The sequence below is a fragment of the Plantibacter sp. MPB07 genome, from assembly GCF_046619465.1.
In the GTDB taxonomy this organism is placed as follows: Bacteria; Actinomycetota; Actinomycetes; order Actinomycetales; family Microbacteriaceae; genus Plantibacter; species Plantibacter auratus.
Map to the genome: position 1 here is coordinate 410,934 of NZ_CP177043.1, position 13,601 is coordinate 424,534.

11 protein-coding genes and 1 riboswitch are annotated in these 13,601 nt (G+C 70.8%); of the genes, 5 read left to right on the plus strand and 6 right to left on the minus strand.

What is annotated here, in order from left to right; translation table 11 throughout:
* The first annotated feature begins 13 nt into the window (after positions 1-13).
* On the plus strand, positions 14-793 hold the full coding sequence (locus tag ACLIME_RS01960) for a DUF1684 domain-containing protein (protein ID WP_079705432.1): 780 nt from the start codon (positions 14-16) through the stop codon (positions 791-793).
* Positions 794-814: 21 nt separating this feature from the next.
* A complete protein-coding gene (locus ACLIME_RS01965; protein WP_411558079.1) occupies positions 815-2,743 on the plus strand; it encodes a thioredoxin domain-containing protein in 1,929 nt (642 codons plus the stop codon).
* A 34-nt stretch (positions 2,744-2,777) separates the two neighbouring features.
* On the opposite strand, the gene ACLIME_RS01970 is transcribed toward ACLIME_RS01965, so the two are convergent.
* Both ACLIME_RS01970 and ACLIME_RS01975 read right to left on the minus strand, forming a co-directional pair.
* Positions 2,778-3,239: a rhodanese-like domain-containing protein gene (locus ACLIME_RS01970; protein ID WP_411558080.1), complete on the minus strand. Its 462-nt coding sequence runs from the start codon at positions 3,237-3,239 to the stop codon at positions 2,778-2,780.
* A 72-nt stretch (positions 3,240-3,311) separates the two neighbouring features.
* On the minus strand, positions 3,312-4,685 hold the full coding sequence (locus ACLIME_RS01975) for an L-serine ammonia-lyase (protein WP_194601942.1): 1,374 nt from the start codon (positions 4,683-4,685) through the stop codon (positions 3,312-3,314).
* A 179-nt stretch (positions 4,686-4,864) separates the two neighbouring features.
* Here ACLIME_RS01975 and ACLIME_RS01980 point away from each other — a divergent pair, with 179 nt between their 5' ends.
* Positions 4,865-5,878 (plus strand): ATP-binding cassette domain-containing protein, encoded by a 1,014-nt coding sequence (locus ACLIME_RS01980; protein WP_085510429.1) that lies wholly within the window; start codon positions 4,865-4,867, stop codon positions 5,876-5,878.
* Positions 5,875-6,690 (plus strand): ABC transporter permease, encoded by an 816-nt coding sequence (locus tag ACLIME_RS01985; RefSeq protein ID WP_064296503.1) that lies wholly within the window; start codon positions 5,875-5,877, stop codon positions 6,688-6,690. The genes ACLIME_RS01980 and ACLIME_RS01985 overlap by 4 nt, the downstream gene beginning before the upstream one ends.
* A 24-nt stretch (positions 6,691-6,714) precedes the next feature.
* Here the strand turns inward: ACLIME_RS01985 and ACLIME_RS01990 are convergent, their stop codons facing one another.
* The 3 genes from ACLIME_RS01990 to ACLIME_RS02000 form a co-directional block, all read right to left on the minus strand.
* On the minus strand, positions 6,715-9,990 hold the full coding sequence (locus tag ACLIME_RS01990; RefSeq protein WP_411558081.1) for a BTAD domain-containing putative transcriptional regulator: 3,276 nt from the start codon (positions 9,988-9,990) through the stop codon (positions 6,715-6,717).
* 92 nt (positions 9,991-10,082) lie between these two features.
* Positions 10,083-10,574 (minus strand): CoA-binding protein, encoded by a 492-nt coding sequence (locus ACLIME_RS01995; protein WP_234993988.1) that lies wholly within the window; start codon positions 10,572-10,574, stop codon positions 10,083-10,085.
* A gap of 178 nt (positions 10,575-10,752) precedes the next feature.
* Positions 10,753-12,042 (minus strand): O-acetylhomoserine aminocarboxypropyltransferase/cysteine synthase family protein, encoded by a 1,290-nt coding sequence (locus ACLIME_RS02000; RefSeq protein ID WP_079705440.1) that lies wholly within the window; start codon positions 12,040-12,042, stop codon positions 10,753-10,755.
* A gap of 108 nt (positions 12,043-12,150) precedes the next feature.
* A riboswitch (guanidine-III (ykkC-III) riboswitch) is annotated at positions 12,151-12,214 on the plus strand.
* A gap of 14 nt (positions 12,215-12,228) precedes the next feature.
* Here ACLIME_RS02000 and ACLIME_RS02005 point away from each other — a divergent pair.
* On the plus strand, positions 12,229-12,552 hold the full coding sequence (locus ACLIME_RS02005; protein WP_079003866.1) for a DMT family transporter: 324 nt from the start codon (positions 12,229-12,231) through the stop codon (positions 12,550-12,552).
* Positions 12,553-12,580: 28 nt separating this feature from the next.
* Here the strand turns inward: ACLIME_RS02005 and ACLIME_RS02010 are convergent, their stop codons facing one another.
* Positions 12,581-13,600, minus strand: a complete 1,020-nt coding sequence (locus tag ACLIME_RS02010; RefSeq protein WP_411558082.1) for a YeiH family protein — start codon at positions 13,598-13,600, stop codon at positions 12,581-12,583.
* Between the last annotated feature and the right edge of the window lies 1 nt (position 13,601).

A 13,601-nucleotide genomic window follows, 5' to 3' on the forward strand; every position in this document is an offset into this window, starting at 1 on the left:
ATAGCGTCAGGGTATGAGTTCCGAGACCCCCGCAGAGTTCATCGCGTCCTGGACCGCCTGGCACACCGCTCGCGAGCGTTCCGTCCGAGCACCCCACGGTATTGCCGCCCTCCGGTTCACCCACTGGCTGACCGAGGAGGCGACCGCTCTCGAGGGCGCGCCAGGCACCTGGCGTGCGGACGCGACCGGCATCGTCGGTGAGCGGCTCACGGGCACCGGACTGACCACGCCGAGTGGCGCGCAGATCATGACCGACCGCGTCGAGCTGGTCCACGGTGACGAACTGCACTTCGGCGACGCGCTCCTCCGAGGTATGGAGCGAGACGGCGTCTACGCCCTCCGCGTGCTCGACCCGGAGGCGCCGACGCGGACCTCGCTCGCGGGCATCAGCGCGTTCGCCCCCGACGTCGCCTGGATCCGGCCGGCGCGGTTCGTGCCGTCCCCGGACGTCACGGTCGAGACCGAGTCGATCGACGGCCACGTCACGACCGAGACCCCTGTCGGCCGGGTCGAGTTCGAGCTCGGTGATGAAGCGGTCTCGCTGACGGTCACGGGCGGCCCGAACGGACTCTGGGCGGTCTTCTCCGACGGCACGAGTGGCGACGAGAGCTACCGGTTCCGGTTCATCAGCATGCCGGCCCCGACCGCGGACGGCCACGTCCTCGTCGACTTCAACCGCGCGTACCTGCCGCCGTGCGCGTTCAGCGACCACTACGTGTGCCCGCTGCCTGCGCCGAACAACCGGCTCCGCACGCGGATCACGGCGGGCGAGCGACTGCCGCTCGGCCAGTAGGTCCCGGGCCACGGATCCCGCATGACGAACCGGCTCGCCGAGGCGATGAGCCCGTACCTCCGCTCGCACGCCGAGCAGCCGGTCGACTGGTACCCCTGGGGGCCGGAGGCCTTCGCCGAAGCGGCCCGTCGTGACGTCCCCCTGCTCGTCTCGATCGGCTACTCGACGTGTCACTGGTGTCACGTCATGGCACGCGAGTCGTTCTCGGACGAGCACATCGCCGAGCTCCTCCGCCGCGATTTCGTGGCGGTGAAGGTGGACCGCGAGGAGCATCCCGACGTCGACGCCAGGTACCTCGCCGCCGCCGGCGCGTTCACCCGTGACCTGGGCTGGCCGCTGAACGTGTTCGTGACGCCGCGCGGACACGTCTTCCACGCGGGGACCTACTCGCCTCCCGTCCCGCTCCGCGGGCATCCCTCGTTCCCGCAGGTGCTCGAGGCCGTCCGCGTCGCGTGGACCGAGCGACGGGAGCAGGTCGTCGCGAGCGCCGACGGACTCGCGCGCGCGATCGCCGAGACGATGTCGTCCACGGATGACGCCCCACTGCCGGAACCCGGAGACCTCGACGCGTCGATCGTGGCGGTCGAGGCGCTGGAGGACCAGGAGCTCGGCGGCTTCGGCACGGCTCCGAAGTTCCCGATGGCCCCGCTGTTCGACTTCCTGCTGACGCCGCGCGAGGGGGAGGTCGCCCGCCGCGGTGTCGACCTCGCGCAACGCACCCTCAGGACGATGGGGGCCTCGGCGCTCCGGGATCCGGTCGAAGGCGGGTTCTTCCGATACGCCGTCAATCGGGACTGGACCGAGCCGCACTACGAACGCATGCTGACCGACAATGCGCTCCTGCTCACCGCGTACACGCGGGCCTGGGCCGAGCGCCCGAGCTCGTGGGCGGCCAGTGTCGCCGCCGGGATCGCCGAGTTCCTCATCGGCACGCTGCAGCAGCCGAGCGGCGGCTTCGGGTCGGCGCAGGACTCCGAGAGCGTCGTCGACGGCATCGGATCCGAAGGTGGCTACTATCGACGCGATGCCGACGGCCGGGCGATGCTGACCCCGCCGGCCGTTGACCGCAAGGTGCTCACCGGTTGGAACGGGCTCGCGATCGGTGCGCTGGCGGAGGCCTCGACGGTCTTCGACCGCCCCGAATGGATCGAATCAGCGAGGTGGGCGGCGGACGCGGTGGTCGAGAACCACCTCGCCTCAGACGGCACGCTCGCCCGGGCTTCGCTCGACGAACGGCGGTCGGGTGCGGCTGCGGCCCTCGAGGACTACGGGATGCTCGCGGAGGGGCTCCTGCGCCTCGGCCTCGCGACGGGCGAGGTCCGCTACGCGGAGGTCGCCCGCGACCTCGTCGACCGGTGCTTGCCGGACGAGACCGTGACTGACGAGACCGTGACCGACGCCTCCGCCACGGTGGCCGGCTTCATCCTGCCCGGTGGTGGCGACCCGGTGCTGTCGGCCCAGGGCATGCGGATCGACGGCGACCCGTCGGAGGGCGCGTATCCCTCGGGGATCTCCTCGCTCGGACGCGCGTCGCTGCTGCTGTTCCAGCTGACAGCAGACGGCCGGTTCCGGGACGCCGCCGAGAGCGCGGTCCGGTTCGCCGCGTCGGCTGCGCTGTCGGCACCGACCGCGTTCGGCGCGAGTCTGGCCCTCGCGGCATCGCTCACCGGGCCGGCGTCGCAACTGATCGTCGTCGGGCCGGATCGGGCGGATCCGGATGAGGACGAGGCTCGCGCAACGGCGGACCGGGCGATGCGCGACGCGGTCAGGACGCGCCGGGACGACGTCGTGGCGGTGGTCTCCGAGCGGCAGGCGGTGGCCTGGGCGAGGAGCGGGTTCGACGTCTTCGCCGAGCGGACGAGTCGGGACGGCCGGTTGACCGCCTACCACTGCCGGGACTTCGTCTGCCGCCTCCCCGTGACGGATGTGGCGCAGCTCGACGCCCGCTGAACCAGCGCACCCGTCGACCCGACACCTGGGTGGGTCAGGCCCCGAAGGTGCCGTCCGGTCGGCCGAAGCGCAGCTCGCGGGCTTCGGAGCGCCAGCGCCCGAGGCCGCCGTCGAGGAGCGCGACGCGCTTGTATCCAGCTCCGGTCAGCGCCGCACGAAGGCGCTCGGCGGAGCGCCCGTCCAGCTGGTCGTACAGGACGACCGTGTGCTGCTCCGTGACGCCGATGGCCGCCGCCCCGCGTCGGACCTCGTCCGGTGAGGATGCTCCGAGCCCCTGACGCGCGTCTAACAGCTCGACGAACACGGCGCCGGGTACATGGCCGTCGAAGAGGTACAGGTCGTAGCCGCTCACCAGTCGCACCGGGCCGCCGTCCGGCGCAGGCAGCTCGACGACACTCGCGTCGAGGACGATGAGGCTCTCGCTGCCGAGATGGTCCGCGAGCCACTGGGTGGAGACGAGCGGGTCCACCAGGAACAGCGCGTGCGTGGAGGTCATGCGCCCACCGTAGGAGGCCGCGGCCCGGATGACCACGGTGGTCGGCAACACGCGGTCACACGACGCCGCGGTTCAGCACTCGATGACGTTGACCGCGAGACCGCCCTCGCTCGTCTCCTTGTACTTCGTCGACATGTCGACGCCGGTCTGGCGCATGGTCTCGATCACGGTGTCGAGCGACACCAGGTGCGTCCCGTCGCCGTGCAACGACAGGCGTGCGGCGCTGACGGCCGTCGAGGAGGCGATCGCGTTGCGTTCGATGCACGGGACCTGGACGAGCCCGCCCACCGGGTCGCATGTGAGGCCGAGGTGGTGCTCCATCGCGATCTCCGCGGCGTTCTCGACCTGACGCGGTGTGCCGCCGAGGACGGCGCACAGGGCACCGGCGGCCATGGCGCAGGCCGATCCGACCTCGGCCTGGCAGCCGCCCTCGGCGCCCGAGATGGACGCGTTGGCCTTGAAGAGCGAGCCGATGGCGGTCGCCGTGAGCAGGTACCGGCGGATGCCGTCGAGCGAGGCGCCCGGCACGAACCGCAGGTAGTAGCTCCCGACGGCCGGGATGATCCCCGCGGCCCCGTTCGTGGGTGCGGTCACGACCCGCCCGCCGGAGGCGTTCTGCTCGTTGACCGCCAGGGCGAACGCGTGCAGCCACTCCGTGGGGAGCTCGCGCCCGCTCTCGGCCTCGGCCACGTCGAGGCGCTCACGGACGGCACGCGCCCGGCGCTTGACGCCGAGACCGCCCGGGAGTGTGCCGGTGTCGGCGAGCCCGGCGGTCACGCACTCGTGCATGGCCGTCCAGATGGCGTCGAGGCCGGCGTCGACCTCGACCGCCGACCGCAGGGCCTCCTCGTTGCGTCTCGCGATCGCGTCGATCGGGAGCCCTGTCTCGTCGCAGAGGCCGATGAGCGTCTCAGCGGTCCGGAACGGCATCGGCACGGGTGTCGACGGCAGCACCGTGCTCGGGTCGTCGCCGTCACGACGGATGAAGCCGCCGCCGACCGAGTAGTACGTCTCGGAGCGCACCGGGAGGTCGCTCCGCTGATCCCAGGCGTGCAGCGTCATGGCGTTCGGGTGGCCCGGCAGCCTCGTCCTGGGCACGAACGAGACGTCGTCCTTCGAGAACGCGATGGCCCGCGTCCCGGCGAGCGTGAGCGGGGCGCCGTCGGGGTGGTCGCTCCAGGCCCGTCGGACCTCGGCGGGATCGCACCCTTCGGGAGTGAGCCCCTGGAGTCCCGCGACGACAGCGTCGGGGGTGCCGTGGCCGATGCCGGTCGCGCCGAGCGATCCGTACAACGAGCACGTGACGCGGTCGACCCGGTCGAGCAGGCCGTCGTCAGCGAGCCCGGTGGCGAAGGCCAGGGCCGCCCGCATCGGTCCGACCGTGTGCGAGCTGGACGGCCCGATCCCGATGGAGAAGAGGTCGAACGCGGACACGTATGCGGTCACTGGACGACCCCCTTCGGTGCGACTGGCTCCTCTCACTCTAAGCGTCTTCGGCGCCGGGTGCGGTGTCAGCGGCCGTCAGCGGGTGTCAGCGGCAGGTGAGCGATCCGTGAGTGCCCCCGCCCACACTGTTGTCCGGGTCGCCCACCGGCGGACCACACCTGATTTCGAAAGGCATCCGCATGAGCATCAGCTCCGACTGGGCGATCGAAGCCCACGGCCTCGTGAAGACCTTCGGCGACAACCGGGCGGTCGACGGCGTCGACCTCTCGGTCCGCACCGGCACCGTCTACGGCGTCCTCGGCCCGAACGGCGCCGGCAAGACCACCACCATCAGCATGCTGGCGACGCTCCTGCGTCCTGACGCCGGCACCGCCACCGTCTTCGGACACGACATCCAGCGGGAGTCGCAGGTCGTGCGCCAGCTCATCGGCGTGACCGCGCAGTTCGCGTCCGTCGACGAGAACCTCTCGGCCACCGAGAACCTCGTCATCTTCTCGCGACTGCTCGGACTCGGCCGCGCGGAGGCGAAGCGCAAGAGCGCGGAACTCCTCGAGGAGTTCGGCCTGAGCGACGCGGCGTCACGACCCCTGAAGAAGTTCTCCGGCGGCATGCGTCGTCGTCTCGACCTCGCGGCGAGCCTCATCGCCCAGCCGCCCCTCATCTTCCTCGACGAGCCGACCACGGGCCTCGACCCGCGGACCCGCGCGCAGATGTGGGACACGATCCGCCGCCTGGTCGCGACGGGCTCGACCGTCCTCCTGACCACCCAGTACCTCGACGAGGCGGACCAGCTCGCCGACCGGATCGCCGTCATCGACCGCGGTCTCGTGGTCGCCGAGGGCACCTCCGACGAGCTGAAGGCCTCCGTCGGCGAGTCGTCGCTGCAGCTGCGGCTCGCGGACCCCGCCGACCTGGAGGATGCGCGACGGGTCATCTCGAGCGTCCTCGGCGTCGACACCGTCGTCTCGCCGGAGGCCACCCGCATCACGGCCCCGATGCGCGACCCCGACGCCGTGACCGACTTGTTCATCACGCTCCGGGAAGCCGGGATCCGGCTCGCGGAGATGAGCGTCCAGAAGCCGACGCTCGACGAGGTCTTCCTCACCCTCACCGGGCACGGCGTCGAGGCGGACGACGCCGACGCCACGTCCGACACCGATTCCCTCGACACCGCAGAGCAGGTCCACGCATGAGCACGATCACCATCACCCCGGCCGCAGACCGGTCCCTCCGGAACCATGTCAGCCTCTCGCAGACGGTCCGCAACTCCTTCACCATGGCGTACCGCGGACTGCTCAAGATCAAGCGCACGCCCGAGCAGCTGATCGACGTGACGGTCCAGCCGATCATCTTCACGCTGATGTTCACATACATCTTCGGCGGCGCGATCGCCGGCGACGTCGCGAGCTATCTGCCGATCATCATCCCGGGCATCCTGGTCCAGACCGTCATCACGACCTCGGTCGTGACCGGCATCCAGCTCCGCGAGGACATGGACAAGGGCGTGTTCGACCGCTTCAAGTCGATGCCCATCGCCCGCATCGCACCGTTGGCCGGTGCCCTCCTCGCCGACACGGTGCGCTACACGATCGCCACGACGCTCACCTTCGCGATGGGCTTCGTCATGGGGTACCGGCCGGAGGGCGGCATCGGCTTCGTGGCCCTCGCCGGCCTCCTCGTGATCGTCTGCGCCTGGGCCATCAGCTGGATCTTCGCGTTCTTCGGGGTCATCGCCCGGAGCGCGAGCAGCGTGCAGGGCATCTCGTTCCTCGTCCTGTTCCCGCTGACGTTCCTGTCGAACGCCTTCGTGAACCCGGAGACGATGCCGAGCTTCCTCCAGGGTTTCGTGGACGTGAACCCGGTCTCGCACCTCGTGACCGCGGTCCGCGACCTCGCGAACACGGGTGTCTTCGGCGGCGACGCCTGGCTGGCGCTCCTCGGTGCCGCCGTCATCGTCGCGGTCTTCGCACCGCTCACCGTGCGGGCGTACATGCGCCGCGCCTGACGACGAGACGATCGCAGCGACCGATCAGCGCGCCGCCAGGGCAGGACTGCCGAGCAGTTCGAACGCCCTGGCGGCGCTCTCGTGCGCCTGCAGGGAGAGGGACCGCTCGGCGATGCGGTCGCGCTCGGTCGGCGTGAGTCGCGCCGCCGCTGCTGCCTCGTGTGGTGTGCGGACGAGCGAGGGGATGTCCTGACGGGAGGCGAGCGCACTGGCGAGCGCGATGAGCTCTGCGCCGATCAACCGCACCTCGTCGTCCTCCGAGCGGACGTACCAGGCGCCGAGCGCGATGACGGTGGAACCCAGCACCGGTCGGTCGAACCGGTTCGGGAGGAGGCGTCCCAGCGCGATGGTGCGGGTGCGGACCCGCCGCACGAGACGCTGGACCTCGGTGGCGTCCGGGACACCGTCCAGCACGGCGGCGGCGATCGCGGCGGAGCCGACGAGGGTGAACCACGGCGATCGGCGCGACTCACCCGGAGCGAACGCCACGAGCGCCTTCCCGTAGAGCTCGGCTCCCCGTGCGACGTCGCCCTGTGCCCGCGCGATCTCGGCGAGACCGGCCCAGCCGATCGACCGCCGCTCGGGGAGCGGGGCGAACGCGGAGAACGAGACGTCGTCCGAGAGGAACCGGTCGAGCACGGTGGTGGCGGCGGCGTGGTCACCGCGGGCGATGTCACCGATCGCGATCAGCCACTCGAGTTGACGGAGGTCCGCCTCGGCACCGATCGCGGTCAGCCCCTCGGCAGCGCGGGCCGCCCAGACGAGCGCCTCCTCCGGCTCGTCGTTCTGGCTGTGCAGTTGGGCGAGCATGTGCGCACTCATGGCGGCGCCCCAGACATCCCCGAGCGTGAGCGAGAGGTCGTTCGCGCGCAGGGCGGCCGCTTCGGCGGCGCGGGGGTCGCCGTCGTTCTCCGCCGCCTGGGCCGACATGAGGTTCCCGAGGTTCGCGACGTGCGGGTCGGTCGACCGGGAGTACTCGCGGAGGAGGGCCTCCGCGCGTTCGGGGCGACCCGCGACCAGCAACAGGTTGACCATCGCGCGCACCCGTGGGGCCTGTGTCGTCCGTACCCGTTCGAGTCGGCGGAGCACGCCGATCGCCCGCGCGGACGTCCGGGGATCGGTGGCGAGGAAAGTCACGGTGATGATGGCGACGGCGATGGCCGGGGTGTCGGTCGACACCGACTCCGGGTTCTGATGGCGGAGCACGTCGAGGACGGCCGTTCCGAAGACCAGGACCTCCTGATGCGCGCTGCGGATCGTCCAGAAGAGGGCGAGTCCTGCGAAGACCGGGGCGACGACGTCGGCGCGATCGTCGGCGACGGCCCCGCGGAGCACGTCCACCAGGGTGTCCTGTTCGAGGGCGAGGCGCGCGAACGCCGCCACCTGTCGCGGTCCCTGCATGGCGGGGAGGAGCGTCTCCGCGAGTGCGACCGCCCACGTCCGAGTGCGGTCGAGTACGAGGTCGTCCTCGTGCGCCTCGGCGGACTTGATCGCGCCGAACTCGCGGACCGTCTCGAGCATCCGAAATCGGACGGTCCCGGTGGCCGGGTCGTCCTGCACGGTGAGCAACGACTGGCCGACGAGCGCGTCGAGCGCTTCCACGACCTCGACCTCGGGGGCGAGCGCTGCAGCCGCCTCCAGATCGAAGCCGTCGGGGAACCTGGACATGCGACGGAGGACGACACGTTCGTGCTCGCCCAGGAGGTTCCAACTCCAGTCGATGACGGCGAGCAGGGTGCGGTGGCGCTCAGGAGCACTGCGATCACCGGCGGTCAGCAGGGTGAAGCGGTTCCCGAGTCGTCGCTCCACCTCCTCGACCGACATGGATCTGGTGCGCGCCGCCGCGAGTTCGATCGCCAGCGGCAGGCCGTCGAGTCTCGCGCAGAGACGTGCTGCGACGTCGAGTGGCACATGGAGTCCCGGACGGGCGGCGCGCGCACGCTCGACGAACAGCCGCACCGCAGGGCCCGCGTGTTCGAGGTCGGTGCCGTCCACGGCAGCGTCCAGCGGGTCGAGTTGGTAGACGTGCTCGGCGGCGATCGACAACGGGCTCCGACTCGTCGCGAGGACGCGGAGGTCGCCGGCCCAGGCCAGCGCATCGGCGATCCAGCGTGCCGCCGTATCCACGAGGTGCTCGCAGTTGTCCATCACGAGCAGCGTCGGCCGCTCCGAGAGTCTGTCGATGATTCGCTCGTGCAGCTCGACCGGTTGCACCATGATCGCTTCACTCAGCCGACGCGGGGTCGGGGCCTCGCGGATGCCGAGTGCGGTCGCGACCGCGAGTGGCAGATCCTCCGGGTCCCGCACGCTCGCCAGTTCCACCACGACGACGCCGGGCGTGGTCGTGGTGGCACGCCGGGCGACCTCCTGGGCGAGTCGGGTCTTCCCGAGGCCACCGGGGCCGAGGATCGTGGTCAGGCGGACCTCGGACACGAGCGTGCCGATCGCGTCGAGGTCGGCGTCGCGACCGAGGAGCTCGTTCGGCGCCGTCCGGAGTCCGAGCACCATGCTGGAGACCCGGGCGGCCAGGGGAGTGGCGGCCGGCGGAGACGGCTCGACGGCGTCCTGCAGGAGCGCCGCGTGTGCCGCGACCAGCGCCGACGTCGGGTCGGCACCGAGTTCGTCCCGGAGCCGGTGACGGTGGTCTGCGAAGAGCTGCATCGCGTCGGAGCGACGTCCGCTCTGCGCGTAGGCGTTGAAGAGCATCAGCTGGGTGGCGTCGTCGAGTGGATCGGTGGCGACGAGCGCCTCGAGATCGGTGATGACGGCCGCGCCGTCGCCGAGCTCGAGGCGGCTCTGAGCACGCACCCGGCGCAGGTCGTCGCGGAGCCGCGCCGCGCGGTGCGCCAGCTCGTCGCCGAGCGGGCCGTCCACTTCAGCGCCTGGATCACCGGTCCAGAGGAGGAGTGCGTCCCGGGCGAGCGTGCCCGCGGTGTGCGGGTCGGCGGCGCGGATGGCCGTCGACGCCGCATCGGCCGCCTGCGCGGCGACGTGGAGGTCGACCAGGGACTGGTCGATCGACAGTCGATAGCCGGCGGCCGAGGAGTCGATGAGGTCGGGCGCCGACACGGCGCGCACCCGTGAGACCAGGGTCTGCAGCGCGGCTTTGGCACCTGCGGGCGGTGCGTCGTCCCACAGCTCGTCGATGAGGGCGGCCGTCGACACGGCGCGCCCGTCCGCGAGCACCAGGATCGTCACCAGCGCTTTGGCGAGCCGGCCGCCGGGTTCGACGAGCCGACCGGTGCGTCCCTCGACGAGCACCGGCCCCAGGACGGTCACTCGGAGGTTCGACGCAGGCACGTCACGAGTGTATCCAGGGCTGTATCCCGTACTGTCCCGGTCACTGAGCCTGTCGAAGTGCGACCTGCCGACGAGTGCAGGGAACCGAGGCGTCAGCGCAGGGTCTTGCGGGCGGTGATCTGGCCGGTGTCGAAGCCGAGCAGATGGAGGCCACCGTGGAACCGGGCGTGCTCCACCTTGATGCAGCGGTCCATCACGACGTTCAGACCCTTCGACTCGCCGTACTCGGCCGCCTCCTGGTTCCAGATGCCGAGCTGCACCCACACCGTCGGTGCTCCGATGGCGACGACCTCGTCGATGACCTGGGGGATGTCGCTCGCCTTGCGGAAGACGTCGACGATGTCGGGTACCTCCGGCAGGGAGGCGAGGTCGGGGTAGGCGGGCTGACCGAGGATCTCCGTGGCGTTCGGGTTCACGAAATAGATCCGGAAATCGCTCGACTGCTGCAGGTAGGTGCCCACGAAGTACGAGGAACGCGCCGGGTTCGGGGAGGCGCCGACGATCGCGACGGACTTCGCCTCGCGGAGGAGCTTCAGGCGAGCCTTCGCGTCGGGGCCCGCCCAGGTGCGCTGCGAACGCAGCAGCTTCGCGAGCGGCGAATCGGCGGGCAGCGAGCAGGTGAGACCGTTGGTGAGCCGGACCGTCTCGGTCGCGTCCTGGTCGGTCACGGTCGCGGTCGCATCCACACCGGTCACGGTCGCGTCCACACCGGTCACTGTCGCGTCCACACCGGTCACTGAGCTTGTCGAAGTGCTCATGCCACTACTCCTTCACCGCTGCGGCGAGCGCCTGGTCGAGGTCGTAGATGATGTCGTCAGGGTCCTCGATACCGACGCTCAGCCGGACGATGCCCGGCAGCACACCGGCGTCGACGAGCTGCTGGTCGGAGAGCTGCGCGTGCGTCGTCGATGCGGGGTGGATGATGAGCGTCTTCGCGTCGCCGATGTTCGCCAGGTGGCTCGCGAGGTCGACGGATTCGATGAGCTTCTGGCCGACCTGACGGCCACCCTTCACCTCGAAGCTGAAGACCGAGCCCGGCCCCTTCGGCAGGTACTTGTTCGCGCGCTCGTGGTGCGGGTGGGCCGGGAGTCCGGCCCAGTTGACGGCGGCGATGCGCGGGTCGGCGTCGAGCCACTCGGCGACGATCCGCGCGTTGTCGACGTGGGCCTGGATCCGGAACGGCAGCGTCTCCACCCCCTGGGCGAGGAGGAATGCCGAGTGCGGAGCGAGCGCCGGACCGATGTCGCGGAGCTGCTCGGCGCGCAGCCGGGTGAGGAAGGCGTACTCGCCGAAGTTGCCCGACCACTGCAGGCCGCCGTAGCTCGGGACGGGCTGGCCGAACAGGGGGAACTTGTCGGTGTTCCAGTCGAAGCGCCCGCTCTCGACGACGACACCGCCGAGGGTCGTTCCGTGGCCGCCGAGGAACTTGGTGGCCGAGTGCGTGACGATGTCGGCACCCCACTCGATCGGGCGGTTGAGGTAGGGCGTCGCGATGGTCGAGTCGATGATGAGCGGAATGCCGTGCGCGTGCGCGACGTCGGCGAGGCCCTCGATGTCGGCGATCTCGCCCGAGGGGTTCGCGACCGTCTCGGCGAAGACGAGCTTCGTGTTCTCCTGGATGGCGGCGGCGTAGTCGGCGGCGTCGGAGGACTGCACGAAGGTGGTCTCGATGCCGAACCGGCGGAGGGTGACGTCGAGCTGCGTGATCGAGCCGCCGTAGAGGTTGGCCGAGGCGACGATGTGGTCGCCCTGTCCGGCCAGCGAGGCGAAGGTGATGTACTGCGCGGCGAGGCCGGAAGCGGTCGCGACGGCACCGAGGCCGCCCTCGAGGCTGGCGATGCGCTCCTCGAAGCTCGCGACCGTCGGGTTGGCGAGGCGGGAGTAGATGTTCCCGTACTTCTGCAGGGCGAAGCGCGCGGCGGCGTCGGCGGTGTCGTCGAAGACGAAGGCGCTCGACTGGTAGATGGGCAGCGCCCGTGCGCCGGTCACCTGGTCGGGGATGTTGCCCGCGTGGATCGCACGCGTGCGGAAGCCATACTCACGATCTGCCATGCGTTCACGCTACCGGAGCACCGTCGAGCGCTTCACCGTGCTGCAACATTGCGTCGCATTCGACCGCACTGCACAGGGCCTGCCCAGGGCGTCGGCGTATCGTCTGGGACACAGCCCTCATCGGGCTGCCGGACGAGGGCGCAGTACCCGGAACGCGACAAGACTGACCACTTGGGAGTGATCGTCATGTCTTGGATCGTACTCATCGCGTCCGGGGTCCTGGAAGCCGTCTGGGCCACCGCGCTCGGCAAGTCCGAGGGCTTCACGAAGCTCTGGCCGACCGTGACGTTCGCGGGGGCGCTCGTGCTCAGCATGGCCGGCCTCGCCTGGGCCATGCGCGACATCCCGGTGGGCACCGCCTACGCGGTCTGGGTCGGGATCGGCGCAGCGCTCACCGTCGGATACGCCATGACCTTCGGCGGCGAACAGCTGTCGGTCGTCAAGGTGCTGCTCATCCTCGGGCTCATCGGCTGCGTCATCGGCCTGAAGATCGTGGGCGGCGAGCACTAGCCGCGCTGGTCGGGCACGCACCCCTCCCTCAGGCCAGGTGCACCGCTCCGAGCGCGAGCACCGCGATGAGGAGCCAGGAGACGAGCCCGACGACGAGCGCGCGCCACCCGGTGGTGACGAGCGTGCGGACGCGGATCGCGGCGCCGAGTGCGAAGAGCGCCATCGCCAGCAGTGCGGTCTGCACGCCGTCGGCGACGTCGAGGACGAGCTCGGGCACCGGGAGCAGGGTGCGGACGAGGACCGCGGCGATGAAGCCCGCGACGAACAGCGGGACGATCGGCGGTCGGGCTGCGGTCGCGGTCCCGTCGGCATCGACCTGAGCACCGGCGCCGGCCGACACCGCCAGGAGTCGGCGGCGCTCGATCGTCGCGGCGGCGGCGACCATGGGGGCGAGGAGCACGACGCGGGTCAGCTTGACGACGACGGCGATCGCGAGTGCGCTCGTGCCGGCGATCTGGGCGGTCGCGACGACCTGACCCACGTCGTGCACGCTCGCCCCCACCCAGTGGCCGAACTGCTCGTCACTGAGCCCGAGTGGGCCGCGGAGTGCCGGGAGGATGAAGATCGCGAGGGTCCCGCAGAGGGTGACGAGCGCGACGGGCGTCGCCTGCTCCTCGTCCTTCGCCTTCACGACGCCGCTCATCGCGCCGATGGCGGAGGCGCCGCAGATGGAGAAGCCCGTGGCGATGAGGAGCGGTTCGGGGCCCGCGAGCCCGAGTCTCCGGCCGAGCCAGAGGGTGACGAAGAAGGTGACGACGACGATCGCGACCGTGGTGGCGAGCGTGACCCACCCGAGGCCGGCGATGTCGACGAGGCTCAGCTTCAGCCCCAGCAGGACGACACCGATCCGCATGAACCGTTTCGCGCTCATGCCGAGTCCCGGCTTCAGGACGCCCGCCGCGAGCCGCTGGAACGCGGGGAGCTGGCCCACCACCATGCCGAGCAGGACGCTCGCGGTCAGCAGCGGGACGACCGGCAGGAGGGTGTGGAGGCCCAGGGCGGCGAGCGCTGCTGCACCGGCGACGAGCACCCCTGGGAGCGCCTTCATC